At 30.2% G+C, this 16,071-nt stretch carries 15 protein-coding genes; 2 read left to right on the top strand and 13 right to left on the bottom strand.

The features are described from left to right. Positions 1–220: 220 nt before the first annotated feature. Positions 221–1,702, bottom strand: coding sequence for a hypothetical protein (locus I6U51_RS21320; protein ID WP_211144577.1), 1,482 nt, complete (start codon positions 1,700–1,702; stop codon positions 221–223). An 87-nt stretch (positions 1,703–1,789) separates the two neighbouring features. Here I6U51_RS21320 and I6U51_RS25380 point away from each other — a divergent pair, with 87 nt between their 5' ends. Continuing rightward, the gene (locus I6U51_RS25380) at positions 1,790–2,074 is read left to right on the top strand and encodes a hypothetical protein (protein ID WP_211144576.1); all 285 of its coding nucleotides are present in this window, start codon (positions 1,790–1,792) and stop codon (positions 2,072–2,074) included. 125 nt (positions 2,075–2,199) lie between these two features. Here the strand turns inward: I6U51_RS25380 and I6U51_RS21310 are convergent, their stop codons facing one another. After that, positions 2,200–2,751, bottom strand: coding sequence for a helix-turn-helix domain-containing protein (locus tag I6U51_RS21310; RefSeq protein WP_178907952.1), 552 nt, complete (start codon positions 2,749–2,751; stop codon positions 2,200–2,202). 196 nt (positions 2,752–2,947) lie between these two features. Between I6U51_RS21310 and I6U51_RS21305 the strand changes: the two genes are divergently transcribed. After that, complete coding sequence (locus I6U51_RS21305; RefSeq protein ID WP_343069794.1) at positions 2,948–3,652, top strand: hypothetical protein; 705 nt, start codon at positions 2,948–2,950, stop codon at positions 3,650–3,652. 112 nt (positions 3,653–3,764) lie between these two features. Here I6U51_RS21305 and I6U51_RS21300 read toward each other — a convergent pair whose 3' ends face one another. The 11 genes from I6U51_RS21300 to I6U51_RS21250 all read right to left on the bottom strand — a co-directional run bounded on the left by I6U51_RS21300 (position 3,765) and on the right by I6U51_RS21250 (position 16,053). Next, the gene (locus I6U51_RS21300) at positions 3,765–5,708 is read right to left on the bottom strand and encodes a molybdopterin-dependent oxidoreductase (protein WP_211144575.1); all 1,944 of its coding nucleotides are present in this window, start codon (positions 5,706–5,708) and stop codon (positions 3,765–3,767) included. Positions 5,709–6,036: 328 nt separating this feature from the next. After that, entirely contained in the window at positions 6,037–7,752 is a 1,716-nt protein-coding gene (locus I6U51_RS21295; protein ID WP_211144574.1) for a flavocytochrome c, read from the bottom strand. A 218-nt stretch (positions 7,753–7,970) separates the two neighbouring features. Further along, the gene (locus I6U51_RS25375) at positions 7,971–8,654 is read right to left on the bottom strand and encodes a response regulator (RefSeq protein WP_211144573.1); all 684 of its coding nucleotides are present in this window, start codon (positions 8,652–8,654) and stop codon (positions 7,971–7,973) included. Beyond that, positions 8,647–10,230: an ATP-binding protein gene (locus I6U51_RS21285; RefSeq protein ID WP_211144572.1), complete on the bottom strand. Its 1,584-nt coding sequence runs from the start codon at positions 10,228–10,230 to the stop codon at positions 8,647–8,649. Before I6U51_RS21285 ends, I6U51_RS25375 begins: the two co-directional genes overlap by 8 nt. After that, positions 10,227–10,625, bottom strand: a complete 399-nt coding sequence (locus I6U51_RS21280; protein WP_211144571.1) for an FMN-binding protein — start codon at positions 10,623–10,625, stop codon at positions 10,227–10,229. The genes I6U51_RS21285 and I6U51_RS21280 overlap by 4 nt, the downstream gene beginning before the upstream one ends. A 36-nt stretch (positions 10,626–10,661) precedes the next feature. Beyond that, a complete protein-coding gene (locus I6U51_RS21275) occupies positions 10,662–11,414 on the bottom strand; it encodes an ABC transporter permease (RefSeq protein ID WP_211144570.1) in 753 nt (250 codons plus the stop codon). Beyond that, on the bottom strand, positions 11,401–12,150 hold the full coding sequence (locus tag I6U51_RS21270) for an ATP-binding cassette domain-containing protein (protein WP_211144569.1): 750 nt from the start codon (positions 12,148–12,150) through the stop codon (positions 11,401–11,403). Before I6U51_RS21270 ends, I6U51_RS21275 begins: the two co-directional genes overlap by 14 nt. Positions 12,151–12,164: 14 nt before the next feature. Beyond that, the gene (locus I6U51_RS21265) at positions 12,165–12,746 is read right to left on the bottom strand and encodes a UbiX family flavin prenyltransferase (protein WP_211144568.1); all 582 of its coding nucleotides are present in this window, start codon (positions 12,744–12,746) and stop codon (positions 12,165–12,167) included. 28 nt (positions 12,747–12,774) lie between these two features. After that, positions 12,775–13,632: a UbiA-like polyprenyltransferase gene (locus I6U51_RS21260; protein WP_211144567.1), complete on the bottom strand. Its 858-nt coding sequence runs from the start codon at positions 13,630–13,632 to the stop codon at positions 12,775–12,777. Beyond that, on the bottom strand, positions 13,619–15,058 hold the full coding sequence (locus I6U51_RS21255; protein ID WP_211144566.1) for a menaquinone biosynthesis decarboxylase: 1,440 nt from the start codon (positions 15,056–15,058) through the stop codon (positions 13,619–13,621). The genes I6U51_RS21260 and I6U51_RS21255 overlap by 14 nt, the downstream gene beginning before the upstream one ends. A gap of 23 nt (positions 15,059–15,081) precedes the next feature. Then, positions 15,082–16,053, bottom strand: a complete 972-nt coding sequence (locus I6U51_RS21250) for a polyprenyl synthetase family protein (RefSeq protein ID WP_211144565.1) — start codon at positions 16,051–16,053, stop codon at positions 15,082–15,084. Positions 16,054–16,071: the final 18 nt, after the last annotated feature.

The following is a 16,071-nucleotide window of genomic DNA, read 5'->3' as shown; positions in this document are numbered from 1 at the left end:
TTATTCTTATATCAATAATATACTAACAGAAAAAATATCAATAAATTAAACTAATAATTAGTAGTTAAGTTAAAGAATGTATTCTTCATTTATGGAGGCAATGAGCCTTGCCTCCATAAATGAAACCCACAAATATATAATGATCGTATTGGAGAAATTTATCTACTAACACCTTATATACATTTAATTTACATAAATTCATGTATAATCTAATTAAAATTTATTTCATTTTATAAAAAAATACTATATTAATAAAATCATTAGGATATTGGTCGTATAATTGCTGTAATAAATTTAAATTAGCATTTCCACTATTTGCAATAGTCCACATGACATCATAAGCTTCAGATTGTTTTTCCATTAAAATAGTTCCAAGGTAAGTGTTATTAAGATACGCTCTTTTTAAGTTTTTTTGAACTTTAGTCATATAGAAAGATTTATCATGATTTTGATTAGCTTGTCCTTTAGCAAAATCAATTCTTTCATCTAGCCATTTTGTATGAGCAGCTTCAATCTCAGCTTTTCTTTCTTCTTCTTGTCTTTTTATTTCTGCACTTATTTTTTCAGCTTCGGCAGCTATTTGCTGTTGTGTAACTAATTTTTGCTGATCTTTTAAGAATTTTTCATATTCCTCCATAGAATTAAAGCCTTTATCTTCTAAAAATTGACGTTCTGCAGCCTTTGCTGCTTCCACATCTTGATCTACCTTGTATTGAAGAGTTGAATTCTTTTGTTCTAAATTTGTAAGTTCAGCTTTTAATTCATCTAATTTTGTTTTAAATGTACTAAATTTTTCTTTGAAAATTTTATCGCTGCCTTTATCTCCAGTCATAACATCAATGTTATATCTTTCTAATGCATTATAAGCTTCTTTAGCAGAATTAGCTGCGACCACTATTTTACTTACAATGGTTTGATTAGAAGTAAAACCATCGAAATAACCAGGCTTAGTAATGTTTTTATTTGCTGATTCCAATAAATCATATTGAACTTTGCCTTTTTCAAGACCTTTATATGCTGAATCTAAATCATCATAGCACTTCATTAAATTCTCTGTATATTTTTTCGTAAATTCGTACAGATCTGAATTAGCCATATTTACTTCTGTAGCATTAAATCCGTTATTTTGTGTTATAAAAGAATAATTATAACAGTTTGAAAAATATTCTGTAAAAGTTTTTATTGCATCATCCAATTCTGTAGTAGCTTTTTTAATTTCTTCTATTTCACCAGCTTTAACACATTTATAAAAGCTGTACCATCCTAATTTTTCTGCTACAGTACTTAATTGAGTACAACTTTTCTCTAAATATAATTTGCTATTACCAGATTTTTCTCCAAGTGAAATTTCAGATATTTCTTTATTCATTTCAGAAATCTGATATTTTAATGCATCTACATCATCATTAATTAATTTGCTGGGATCTGCATCAACCATTGCTCTTAGAAGTGTAATTTTTTTGTTATACTCAGCAATTTTATCAACGTATTTTTTATAGGTTCTATTATATTTTTGGTCAGCGCTATAAGAGTCCCAAAGCTTACGTTCTTTTTGTGCTTCTTTATCTCGAATGTTTAGGGTAGCTTGGTTTATAATCCAATCGTCATATTTAGGCGGCTCTGCTGCTAATACAGTTATAGGAGTAGCTAATAAAGAGCCACCTAAAATTACTACAGATAAGTTTTTCATAAACCTATTCATTTTATTACCTCCAATGGAATTTTTTATTATAGTATACCATATAAAAATTATATTTCAAAATGAAAGACTAGTACTTTAATTGTAAGTATGGAACCTACAGGCCACTATTGGTTTTATTTAGCAAAATTTCTCATACAAAATAGAATTAAGATAGATATTCTTAATTCTATGCATGTTAAGAAGAGTAAAGAGCTTGATGATAACTCTCCATCTAAAATTGTTAGTTCAAATACAGATGAAGGAATTATAGGAATTGGTGAAGTAGAAGTATGGGGATTTCTTGATGCTGCTGAAGAAGTACTAAAAAAATTAAAAAGTTATTTAATTTGGAAAGGATCCCTTTCAATAAAACATTACTGTCAGGATCTGTAATTATGAGTGCAATATCTGCAATAAGATATAGAATTATGAGATATTAAAGGTAAAGCACTTGGTGTACCAGTAATATGAGTTACTAGGAGGAAAATCCTCCACAATTGTTAACTCTTAATTCTTAACTAATATATAGGTGGACATATATTGCTTATACCAATAACTTTTTCGGAAGTTGGGTTATAAAACCTATGTGGAATGTTTTCTTGTATGTAAATGCTATCACCTTTATTTAAGGTATGCTTTTCTTCCGATAGATATACTTCAACAGTACCTTCAATTATAAATATACATTCGTCTGCCGGATGTATCATTAATTCATCATTGCTCCAGCTGCAGGGGTCCAATTGAAAATATATAATCTCCATTTTAGAATTTACTTCTTTATCTGAAGCCATAGGAGTAACAAATTCGTATACAATACTGGAATTAGGAAGCTCAAGCTTTTTTCGTTTATCTGCTTGAATAACCACATTTTGCTTCCTTTCATCAGTTAAAAATGTATAAATAGGTACTTCTAACTCAACAGAAATTTTCCTTAGCGATGAGATGGAAGGATCAATAAGATTACGCTCAATTTGTGAAAGGTAACTAGCCGTTAATCCTGTTTTATCAGCTAATTCATTTAATTTTAACCCTTTCTCCTGTCTTATCTCTCTAATTTTAGGTCCTAGCAAAAGTAACACATCCTTATCACCATATAAAATATTATAATGTCTAAATTATCTTAATTATTATTTTACATTATTTATCTATAATGTCAATTTTCAAATCTAGCCCTATTTCCATGGGATAAAAAAATTCACATTTATGGTATAATTAAAAATGCTGACACAAAAATTATATATATAGTACTAGTAACAAAAGAAAGCGGTGATTATTATAAATAGCAAACAGGAATTAAAAGCTAATGAATATGAAGTAAAGGGAGATACTGCATATATAAAACTAAGAAAAAAAGATGGTAAAATTATTGATACTAAAATAGATACTGATGATTTAAAAATGGTATTAGACAAAGGTCTGTGGTTTCCAGAGTGGAACAAAGATTTTAATAGCTATCTGGTGCAGAGCCTAGTTTATTCCCCTGGTGGTAAAAAGTCTAAAGAGAAACAATCTTTACATTCATTTATTTTAGGTGTACACACTAAAACTCCTATTAGACATATTAATGGAGATACTTTAGACAACAGAAGATGTAATATAGAAGTATATAATCAAAATGCAGTAGTTAATGATTATGAAGATGTGGACTCGGAAACTATCGCTATAATACTTAGAGATAAACATGGAATAAAAAAAGAGAAAACCTTAATTGATAAGGAAGATTTAGATAAAGTAATAAACAGTGGTTATTCTTGGGTTTATTATGTAAGTGGCGGAAAACATCATGCTGTAGCCAATTCTCCAGAAGGCAGAATTTTTTTAGAAAAGTTCTTAATGAATCCATCTGAAGATATGATTACAAAACATATAAATCATAACACTTTAGATAACAGAAAATCTAATTTAAATAATGTATTGATAGTTGAGGAACCAGAGGAATTACAAGATAGTGGTTTGGATATTACCGAATAAATCTATATGCAATAAATTCAATCCAAAAGTGGCAAAGGAATCATTCCTTTGCCACTCTGATTTGCTGAGGATTAAATTGTCTCATAACAATAAAACCAATGATAACTTTAGGTTAACTTTTCTTTTTTATTTCTACAAAAGTATCATAATAAGCTATTTGTTTGCCCATATCAGAAACTGCCCCTTCTGTTAAGAAGTTTGGATTTGAGCTTTTTTCCCACCAGCCTATTTCCATGTGAACTATGTTATCCATAAGTTTATTATTTATATTTATCTGCACATCTATTTCTCCATTGACAGACTTTAATGTAACAATTTCTCCGTTAAGTAAATTATAATTTTTAGCGGTATTCTGACTTATATTAGCTACAGCCATTGTGTCTATATCTTTAAAGCTTTGAGACATTAAAGATCTTTTAGGATGAGTAGTTATAAGTCTAAGCTTAGAGCTTTTCTCATTAATATAAATTGGTATTGGACTTACATTATTCTTTTTTGCACTTTCAGAATACATCTCTATTTTCTTTGATGGTGTTTTAAATATTAAATCCTTCCATGCAACATCATCTTCTTGTATAGTTACATACTCATTTTTTATCTTTTCAAGAGTTATTCCCTTCTCTTCCAAAGGCTTTATAATTTGTGCTAAATATTCCTTCTTAGGTACATAAGGATATTCTTTCATTTCCATCTTTTTTGCAAGTTCCCTGAAGAAATAGTATTCGTCCATTAATTTGTGCTTTGGCTCTACACATTTTTCATTATATATTATATATGGATTGCTCATTGAGGTGTATAACAAATCCTCGGTTTCTAAGGTATTTGTACATGGAATAACCAAATCACAATGCTTTGCTGTATCAGTTAAAAACATGTCTATGCATACCTTAAATTCTATGCTTTTAAATGCCTTTGTAAATTCATTTAAATTGGGCCACTGATTAAGAGGATTTGCCTTGCTTATAAATATAGCCTTTAGGTTATCCTTTGCAAAACCTGGAAACTCATTTAAATCAACTTCTCTTTCCTTTGAGGCATATTTATAACTATTGTAAGGATCTAAGTTTAACACGTCAGGATATACCTTGTTACTGTAATTTACTCCCCCGCCCTTTTTACCTATACTTCCAGTTATAGCTCCTAAAGCATCTATTGCTCTTATAGAGTTGCCTCCATTTTTATATCTTTGAACTCCATACCCAATATATATAGAGCTGTATTTTTCTTTAGCATAAAGATAAGTAATTTCTTTTATTGTATTTATATCTACACCACATTCATCACATAGATAATTCATATCTAAAGTATCTAAATAAGCTTTGTATTCTTCAAAACCTATCACATTTTCTTTTATAAATTCTGTATCCTGCAGATTTTCTTCTATTATTATTTTTGCCATTGCCATAGCAAGAGCAGCATCTGTTGATGGATTTATTTTTATATGAATATCAGCAATATTAGCAGTGTCCGTACAAAGAGGATCTATTACTATTACTTTTATTCCCTTTTCCTTTGCCTGCTTTATTCTATGAAACAACTGTATGTGAGAATTTGCCGGATTCTTACTCCAAAGTATTATATTCTTTGAGTTAAAAACGTCATCTATAAAATGTGATTTATTATATCCAAAATCATACTTTTGTGCTTTAGAGCCGGCACTCCAACAAGTTCCTCCATCCGCTTTAGTTATGCCCCCATAGAAGTTAAAAAATATGTCTTCTATTCCTTTTAATATAGAACCTGAACCAGATTCACTGTAATGCATTATGGAGTTTGAAGAATACTTTTCTTTATAATACTTTAATTTATCTACAATTATATCTATAGCTTCTTCAAAGCTTATGTTTACCCATTTTCCATCTTCTTTTTTCATAGGAGAGTATAGCCTGTCTTTATCATTTAATCTTTTTAAATGATTTCTCCCCTTTTCGCACATTATCCCCTTAGTATAAGGATGGTTTTTATCTGCTTCTATTTTTATTACCTTATTATCTTCAACATGAACATTTAATTTGCAGCATCCAAAACAATCAAGAGTACATCCATGACTTTTCATAATTTGCAATACCTCCTATAAGCTTATACTAGTTTTAAATACACTATCCTTCTTGTATATTTTTAAAATTATAGCATATTTTTTTAAAATTGATAATAGAACAAAAACTCTTTCACTAAATATTAAAAATCAGCTTTCTAATAGCAGCCTCACCAAAATTATACTAAATTTGGAATTCTTCTCTCCTATTAATAAGTGAGAGGTAATATGCAATAAAACAGGCCGCTAGCGATAATTGCTAACAGCCTGTGATATATAGTATTATTGAAGATTTTCAATACTTACTAAATACAAAAACAAATTTTAAATTTAAATTAGTTATATAAAATTATTTTTTTGCTAATTGTGCTGCGTTATCACCAGCGATTCTACCAAATACTGTGATATCAGCTACAGCGTTTCCTCCAAGTCTGTTTGCTCCGTGAACTCCACCTGTAACTTCTCCAGCAGCAAATAATCCTTCAACTACTTGTCCAAATTTATTTATAACTTGAGTATTTGTGTTTATCTTTAATCCACCCATAGTGTGGTGTATAGCTGGTTGAACTGGAATTGCGTAGTACTTAGGTTTGTTAAGTTCAAACTTCATATCGGCTCTTCCAAACTCTGCATCTTTTTTAGCTTGTACTGATGCATTGTATGTATTAATTGTTTTCTCGAATTCAGCAGAATTGAACTTCATCTTATCAGCTAATTCTTTAACTGAGTTAGCTTCAGTTACAACGCCTTCTTTAATGTATCCTTCAATAGCACTTAAGCTCTTCCTAACGTTTTCATCAAATACTACATAGCCTGTCTTGTCTTCTTGGCTTAATATAGCTGCTGATACAGCATCTCTTGTTCCTAATTCATTTACAAATCTCTTACCTTGTTTATTAACTAATATAGCACCATTACCTCTAACTGCTTCTGTAATTAGCTTACTTTTACCTGGTACTACAGATGGGTGTATTTGTATTTGATCCATATCTACTAAAGCTACATTTAATGGTTCTACCATTTTGAAAGCATCTCCTGTAGCACCTGCTGCGTTAGTAGTAGGGAATCCTTTTAATTTTGGATCATATTGAGCAACCATATCTAAGTTAGCTCCGAAACCGCCTGTTGTAAGTACAACTGCCTTAGCTTTTATGTCATATTTGCTGCTTCCCTTTTGTGCTTTGACACCAACAACTTTATTTCCTTCAACTATTAATTCTGTTGCTTTTGTTTCAGTTCTTATATCAATTTTAAGATCTTTTGCCTTCTTTGATAGAACTTCTACTATGTGATTTCCTACAGGCGCTCCACCTTTTGGTCTGTGAGTTCTTTCAACACTTAATCCACCCATTATTCCTACATCGCTTAGGTCAGCACCTCTTTCAGTTAACCAATTAACTGTATCTGCTGATTTTTCTGCTAATACTTTTACTAAATCAGGGTTGTTTTTGTTTTTTCCACCCTTCATAGTGTCATCAATATATAATTGAGGACTATCTTTAATTCCTTTTGCTTCTTGATATTTTGTTCCAGCCGCATTTAACCCGCCTGTAGCAAAATTAGTATTTCCTCCAAGAACTGCTGTTTTTTCTATAAGTATAACATTAGCACCTTTTTCTTTTGCTGAAATAGCTGCTGTAAGACCTGCCCCACCAGCTCCTACTATTACTACATCTGTTGATGTATTTTCTACTTTTGCTGAAGATTTATCAACATTTTTTGCAGTTAACTCAATACCTGAGTTCTTAACAGCATCTGCAACTGCCGCAATTATTGCTGAACTTGTTATAGTTGCTCCAGAAATAGCATCTATATCTGTACTATTTGCTGCAATAATGTTGTCGATAACCTTTTTAAATGTTTCCTTTGTAAATTCTGATTCATGATTTTCAACTACATCAATCTTTGTGATTTTTTTGTCTTTAATTGTAACCTTTACTTTAATTGTTCCATTCTTACCCTTAGCCTGTCCCTCAAATGTTTTCGCTGAACTTCCACATGCTGTGAATGATAGCGTAAAAATACCAACTAATAAGAATACTAATACTTTTCTTAAATGCTTCATAGAAACCTCCTAAATTTTTTAATACTTTGTAAAATTTTTAACTATCTTCAACTAAATTATATTTAATTTATATCTCAGGTTCAATTTTTGTAAATTTATTCGTTTTTTTGGTCATATTGTAACCGGTTTAATTTCATTGCCTTTTTAAATTATCCTCAGACTTAAGTTTTATAATTTCTTATATAATGAAAAAAACTACCCTATAGGTAGTTTTTACTCTAGTCTTCTTTTATAACGTATCTGTTTAATGGTCTTCCAACTTTGCCATATTCCATATGAAGAAGCAGCTTGCCTTCTCTTTCTAATAAATCTAAATAACGCCTTGCAGTAATCCTTGAAACTCCTGTTAACTTAGCTAACTCTTGTGCTGTAACGAATTCCCCATCCATATTCTTGATAATATCCAAAATTTTCTCACAAGTATGTGAACTAAATCCTTTTATACTATCTACATAACTATGTTCTGTTTCTTTCTCTTTAAATAGCATTTTGTCTATAAGTTCTTGCTCAGCACTTTCTGTATCTTTAAAATCATTTCTTCTAGACTTATACTGCAGCAGTGCCTCCTTAAATCTATTAAATGTAAAAGGTTTTATTATATAGTCAACCGCTCCATATCTAAATGCTTCTTCAACACTTGTCATACTTTTGTCAGCAGTAATCAATATCACATCACACTTTAAATTATTTATTCTTGTCCACTTTAAAAGGTCTATACCTAGGCCCTGTGGAAAAAACATATCTAACAAAATTAGATCTGGTTTTTCTTTTAATATTTCTTCTTTAGCTTTCTCTATAGCGTTTACAGATCTAAGTAAAGTATAGCCTTCAATTTTTCCTAAAAAGGCCTCATTTATCTCTGCAACCATTGGATCATCTTCTATTATAATTACTTTAATCACATCTAGAACCTCCTTCTAGTGGTATACAAATATCCCATGTTACACCATTGTCCTCATGGAGCTTTATTTGTCCTTCTGCCCTATCTATAATTTGCTTAATAATATAAAGTCCAAATCCTCTTTTTCCTTCCTTGGTAGTAACTCCTCTTTCGAATATCCTTTGTCTTATATTTTCGTCCATACCCATTCCATTGTCTTTTATTAAGATTTTTAAATTTTCATCATCACAATTAATCTTAACTACTATTTTTCCATTTTCCTTCTTTACTAATTCATCTATAGCATTTTCAATTAAGTTTCCAATGATTGAACAAAGTTCTCCATCAGTAATATTTTTAGAACTTTTGTCCAAATAAGATGAAGAGTCGATTTCTAAAGATATTTTAGCTTCTTCTGCTTTGTAATACTTTGCTAACAAGATACCTGCCACATGAGAATTTTTTATACTTTTATTAAGAACCTCAATAATTTCTTGATTTTGATGTGATATTCCTTCTATATATTCTACAACTTTATTATATCTCTCTAATTGAACCAAGCCTGATATTGTATGAAGTTTATTCATAAATTCATGATTTTGAGCCCTTAATTCATTAGTCATTTTCTTTATACCTATTAGCTCTTCTGCCATTTGTCTAACTTCAGTTAAATCCTGTAAACTAGAAACTACTCCTATAATATCATCCTTATGATTTTTTAGCAAAGTATGGTTGCATAATAAAACCATATCAGCAGCAACTTTTATCTCCTGATTATAGACAGCTTCTTTAGTTTCTAATGCTTTCGCTATTTGTTTTGCAAAAGTTGGATTAAAATTAGATATATTTTTTAACCTATCTTCATCTTTAAATCCGAATATAAATTTAGCACTTTTATTAAAAAATATAATTTCACCATTTTCATTGGTAGCCAGTATTGCATACTTTAAACCTTCTAGTACTAACTCTTTTTGACCTAGCAACAAGGCTATTTCCTTAGGTTCTAACCCAAATATAGCTTTTCTAATATTATAAGATAAAAACACAGCCCCTATTGTCCCTAATAAAAGTCCCATTAAAAAAATTAACTTGAAATTGAATATATGTGTAGCAATTTCCTTATTTACAGTATCATTTAAAAGACCTACCAGTACTACCCCTACTTGTTTACCTTCATAATAAATAGGTACAACCGCTCTTATAGCTGAAATTAAAACATTCCTATCAGCAGATATATATGTTTCACCATATTTTAAACATCTTTCTGCTCCGCCATTCTTATAAACTTTACCTAAACCATCTTTATATGGATAAGAATATGTTATACCATCCATGTCCATAACTATAATATATTGAAACCTAGTTTTATTTCTAAAATTCTCCACCGTGTCTTGAATAATCTTATTATCCTTTTTTTCTGCTAGTGTTTTCTTTATAATATCCATAGAAGCTACTGTTTGAGCTAAATCCATTGCATTATTTCCCATTTGCGTTTCAACAGTTTTTTCAACTTGCTTTAAAGTTAAAACACCAATACTTCCTACAACAATTGTTAGCATAACTGTTACAAATAAAATTATCTTATAATTTAATTTCAAAATATCCCGCCTTTACTAGTAATGTTCATTGGCCCTTTCTTCTTTTCTAGCTTAGCTTTATTTACTGCATCTTTTATTGCATCTATTAACCCTTGGCTTGTATAAGATGCTCCTGATACAACCTCTACATCTGCACTGTTTTTCTTTAAAACACTTTTGGGAATTTTGTCATAAACTATATCGCAAAGACCAGGAGTCTCCTCCTGTTCTAAAATCTTTATTCCTTTAATTTTATATTGATTTGTAGTAACTTCAACTTTTATCTCTCCATGATTACCTTGTCCTAAACCTGTATATGTACCCTCTTTATATAATACTTCTTTCTCTCTAATGAAAGTCATTGTTCCTATTAATGATATAATCAATATAATTAGCACTATTGCCTGTTTTTTCATTACATCCTCCCCCTAAAATCCTATAGAGAATTAATTTCAGGATTTATCCTTCCATGGACATAAAAATGATTCAAATATATCTGTTATAATAAAAAACATTAATCCAATAAAACTCAATATTAATATGGCTGAGTACATTTGTATATAACTAACTCGCATCCAAGAGTCCATAATATAATATCCCATGCCATACTCTGTACCAAAGTTTTCTGTAAAAAATAGTATTGATATGGCAGTTCCTATACCTATTCTTACAGATGTAAGGATAACAGGCAAGGTGGCTGGCAGGACTATTTCATATATAATTTGAAAATCACTTGCCCCTAGTGAATACATTGGATAGTATATTTCTTCAGATATACTTTTCACCTTGTCTCTAATATTTACAACAACAGGGAAAAACGTTATTAAAAATATCATAATATATTTAGGCATTTCCCCTAATCCGAAAAATAGCATAACGATTGGAAGTAATGCTATTTTAGGAACTGGATAATTAAAATATAGTATGGGCGATAATATAGAATCTACTCTCTTGTAATATCCCATAATAATTCCAAATGGAACTCCTACAATTACTGTAGCTAATAATCCAATTAATATTCTTTTAAAGCTATATGATATATGCAGCATTATTTCCTTTGATAAATTTTTAAATATATATTCTATAACACTTAAAGGCGTTGGTAGTATTTCTTTATTCACCAAAACCGAAGCAGCTTGCCACAGTGCAAAAATTAATAATAATGCATATAAAAAGTTAATCTTTTTATATTCACTTAACTTCATAATCTTTTTCCCCTCTTAGTAATTTTCGTATTTTCAGCTCCATATCTTTAAATAAATAACTATTCTCATAGGGGTCTTTTCCAAATAAATCATTTTTTATAATACTCTCAACTTTTCCCGGTGATGGTGACATTACAATAATTTTTTGACCTAGATAAATTGCTTCATTTATGTGGTGGGTAACTAATAGGGTGGTAACTTTATGCTGTTCCCATACCTCAAGAAAAAGTTTCTGAGCATCCTCCCTTGTAAGCAAATCCAAAGCTGAAAAAGGCTCGTCCATCAAAAGTAAATTCGGTTTTAACAAAAGAGCCCTAGCTATAGCAGCTCTCTGTTTTTCTCCACCACTTAAGTTTTTAGGATAAGATTTTAAATGCTTTTCTATGTTTAATTGTTCTAGAAGCTTTTTATAAAATTCTTTATCTATATTTTTCTTACCATATTTTATTTTAGAAGACAGAATAATATTTTGCTCAACGGTTTTCCAATCAACTAATCCATAGTTTTGAGGTATATACCCTATGCAATGTGTTCTAGGGTCAAGTTTATTTTCATTAAAATATATACTACCTTCATAATCCTTATTTATTCCAGCTAAAGCTTTTAACACCGTTGATTTGCCTGTCCCGGATTGACCAATAACTGTGTATATACTGCCTTTTTCTATATTAAGATTTATATTTTCTACAGCTTTAACATTGTTATAGTAAACAGTTAAATTTTCTATTTTAATCATAGTATCACGTTAATCTATTTATTTCCTTTCCATTTGTAATACAAGTTATTCTCAATTTCTAATGACTCTAAAATTCTACCTACTGTGCCATTTACAATATCCTCAATGCTGCTAGGATGATTATAGAAAGCTGGCATAGGAGGAATAATTGTTACATTAAGTTCACTTAATGTAAGCATATTTTTTAAATGGATAGAACTTAAAGGCGTCTCCCTTGGAACTAATATCAATTTTCTTTTTTCCTTTAGCATTACATCCCCAGCTCTTATAAGCAAATTGTCTGCTATTCCTGCAGCTAATTTAGCGATTGTTGCCATAGAACAAGGAAGTATAATCATTCCATCAGTTTTGAAGGAACCACTGGCTATAGAAAAAAACATATCATCTATATTGCATATTTTTATTCTGTTATTCTTACTATTTAAATTATCAACCCAATCATTAAATTGATATTTCAATTCATATTCAAACACTTTCTTTCCATTATCCGTGGCAACTAAGTAAACTTCACAATTTCTTTTTATCAATTCCTCTATTAAACGTACTGCATAAATACTTCCACTTGCTCCTGTTATTCCGATTATATACTTCTTCAAAAAATCACCTCTTTTACATACTTGAACCTTATGCTAAAAATGTATCTAATACAGTAAAAAGCAAAATTAAAGGACTTATAATTTGATTTATATTATATGAAGCTATTTTCATCTTTTTTTCATTTGATGGAGATACAATGTAATGTTCAATAGTTAAAAGTATAACACTTATACATATACCTATCAAATAAATCCAAGTCAAATTTAGAATATAGTATAAAGCTATTAATAAAATTATCATTACAAAATGAAATACTGCTGAAATAATAAGTGCGCCTTTTAATCCAAATACTGCTGGAATTGAAAACAGACCATTTTCTCTATCAAAATTTATATCTTGAGTTCCATAAATTATATCAAAGCCTGCAACCCATAAAGCTACTACTGCCCCTAAAATAAATGGAATAAAATCAAACTTACCAGTAACAGCAAACCAAGCCCCCACAGGCGCTCCAGCGCATGCAACTCCTAAAACAATATGGCAGGCCCATGTAAATCTTTTCGTATATGAATAAATAAAAAATAAAAACAAAGCTATAGGAGTTAACTTAAAACATAGTGGATTTAATTTATAGGCTGCAAACAGGAAAATTCCGAAACAGACTACAACTATTCCCCATACTTCATAACTATTTACTAATCCCTTTGGCATATGACGACTAGCCGTTCTAGGATTTTTCTTATCTATATCTTTATCAACCCATCTATTTAATGCATTAGCTCCATTTCGTGCTCCTGTTAGAGCAACTAAAATCCAAAATATTGTTTCTAAATTAGGTAATCCTTTAGCTGCCCAAATCATTCCTATTAATGCGAAAGGAAGTGAAAATAATGTATGGGAGAACATAACCAGTTCCCCATAGGTCTTAATTTTATTCAATGCCATATTTATGCCACCTACTGTCTACTAAAGCTTTAATTTCTTCTGTCATTTCTATATCATCTGGCCAAGGTCTAGTATGTCCTTCACTTTCCCATTTTTTTGTTGCATCAATACCTAATCTATGTCCATAAAAAGCTGTATTAGAAGCATGATCTAAGGCATCTAGCGGACCTTCAGATATTACTAAGTCTCTTTTAGCATCTATATTATTAAAGACCTTCCATGCCACTGTTGATATATCATGAGGATTAACATTTTCATCAACAACTATTACCATTTTTGTGTACATCATTTGCCCCATTCCCCAAAGAGCACTCATGATTTTATGTGCATGCTTAGGGTAAGACTTTTTAATAGATACTATAACGCAATTATGAAAAACACCTTCTAAAGGGAAGTTCATATCTATAATCTCAGGACATTGGATTTTTATCAAAGGAAGAAAAATCCTTTCTGTAGCTTTTCCTATATAACAATCTTCCATAGGAGGTTTACCTACAATAGTTGTAGGATATACTGGATTTTTTCTTCTTGTAATTTTCTCTATATGAAATACTGGATACATATCTGCTAATGAATAATATCCCGTGTGATCTCCAAAAGGCCCCTCTAATCTCATCTCATCTAAATCTACATATCCCTCTAATACAAACTCTGCATTAGCTGGTACATATATGTCATTAGTTACGCATTTCACCAATTCAACAGGTGACTTTCTTAAAAAGCCTGCAAAAATCATCTCATCAATCATTTTAGGAAGAGGTGCTGTAGCTGAATAAATTATAGCTGGGTCACATCCTATAGCTACAGACACAGGCATTCTTTTTCCTAATTTTCTATACTTTTCATATATTTCTCTGCCATCTTTATGTAAGTGCCAATGCATTCCAGTAGTTTTCTTGTCATAAACCTGCAGTCTATACATACCCATATTCTGCTGATTAGTTTCTGGGTCTTTTGTTATAACTAAAGGCAGTGTTATGTATTTCCCCCCATCCTGAGGCCAGCATTTTAATATTGGTAGTTTATCTAAATCCGGTTCTTCTATAACTTCTTGACAAGCTGCATTCTTTACTTTTTTAGGAAAAACTCTAGCCAATCTTGCTAGCTTTGGAACAGATTTTATTTTATTCATAAGGGTAGCATAACTAGCCACATCCATAAAACTCAGTATATCCTCAGCTATTTCATCTAAATTTTCAACTTCTAATCCTAAATTCATTCTCTCATAAGTTCCTAGAGAATTTATTAATACAGGATATGGAGAATTTTTCACTTTTTTAAACAAAAGTGCTTTCCCATATTTTTTTGAAACTCTATCTGTAATTTCTGTAATTTCCAAATCACTATCTACTTCTACTTCTATTTCCTGTAATAACTTTTTTTGTTTAAGTACATCTATAAAATCTTGTAAATCCTTATAAGCCATTTAATCAACTCCTTAGAATACTCTTAATATTTTCTATGAATTAAAGTTTGCAGCACCTCTGACAGTATCATTTTGCTTTCACAGTCCGGCAACTTTTTAATGTTTTCAAAAGCTTTTTTAGAATATCTTTCTACTAACGCCTTAGATTTTTCTATTCCATTAAATTTTTTAACCAATTCAAATATTGCTTTAATATCATCTTTCTCAAAACTAGAACTATCTAAAATACTTGCCAACTCACCCTTCTTATCTTCTTCCAGTGCAAATATTATTGGTAATGTATAATATCCCTGTTTTAAATCATTTTGAGTAGCTTTACCTAGTTTTTCTATATCTCCTGTATAATCAAGCAAGTCATCAATAATCTGAAATGCCATTCCAATATTATATCCCACTTTTCCTAAAGTTCTTACTAAAGGTAAATCACATTTTGCTTCACTTGCCCCTAACATAAAACTTAATGAGAATAAAGCTGCTGTTTTTCCTGAAATAATTCTTATATATTTATTAAAATTAATTTTGCTTGTATATCTAAAATAATTTTGTCTAATTTCTCCTATACATATTTTCTTAATAGCTTTAGAGACATTCCTCAAATTTTCCATTGAATAATCATGTTTTGAAAGCATGTCAAAACAGTGACAAAATAAATAATCTCCAGCATAAACTGCAAAATCCTTTCCATATTTAGACTGAATAGTATCACAGCCTCTTCTAAGTTTAGAGTTATCAATTATATCATCATGAATCAATGTTGCCAAGTGAAGCATTTCTACTACAGCTGCAATATTGCGTATTTTCTCGCCATTGTACTCTCCAAATTTTCCCGATAACAAAACAAAAGCAGGTCTCAACATTTTGCCGCCCTGTTCAACTAAAGGTATAATGGAATTATTTAAATAAGCATCTGAACCTTTTATGCTCTTTTTCATTATATTTTTTACATCATTTAATTCTTCAAAAATCTCAGGATAATTTTTCCAAAACTCACTCATTTCAATCACCTTTGCTAC

Origin of the sequence: Clostridium aciditolerans (assembly GCF_016316925.1) — a bacterium.
Classification (GTDB): Bacteria; Bacillota; Clostridia; order Clostridiales; family Clostridiaceae; genus Clostridium_AM; species Clostridium_AM aciditolerans.
The sequence above is the reverse complement of the archived record's forward strand: the minus strand, read 5'-3'. Positions and strand labels throughout refer to the sequence as shown.